Here is a 328-nt window from a genome sequence, read left to right on the forward strand (position 1 = left end):
GTCCCGGGCGGTCACTTCGCGGCCTCGGAGCCCTGTGTCTCCTGGCCCTGAGCCCCCTGCCGGGAAGCCTCCTGCCGGGCCGTCTCCTCCGCCGCCGCCTCCGCCTCGGCGGACTCGCGGCGGACGGTGACGACGCGCTGGATCAGCGTGACGAGGCTGCCGACGGCGACGAGCCACAGGGCGACCGGCAGGAGGTACTGGATGCCGGGCACGCCGAACTTGTGGAGCCCCGCGAGCCCCGCGGCGACCAGGGACACCACGAGCCGCTCCGCGCGCTCCACGAGCCCGTTGACGGCCACCGGAAGCCCGATCGACTCGCCCCGGGCCT

Annotated in this window: 1 pseudogene; it reads right to left on the reverse strand. The window is 75.6% G+C overall.

Features of this window, described 5'->3' with window-relative positions:
• Positions 1 to 11: 11 nt before the first annotated feature.
• Positions 12 to 328, reverse strand: a pseudogene (locus ACLWS4_RS38165) (CDP-alcohol phosphatidyltransferase family protein); the annotation flags it as partial.

The sequence above is a fragment of the Kitasatospora sp. SC0581 genome (genome assembly GCF_048159585.1).
In the GTDB taxonomy this organism is placed as follows: domain Bacteria; phylum Actinomycetota; class Actinomycetes; order Streptomycetales; family Streptomycetaceae; genus Kitasatospora.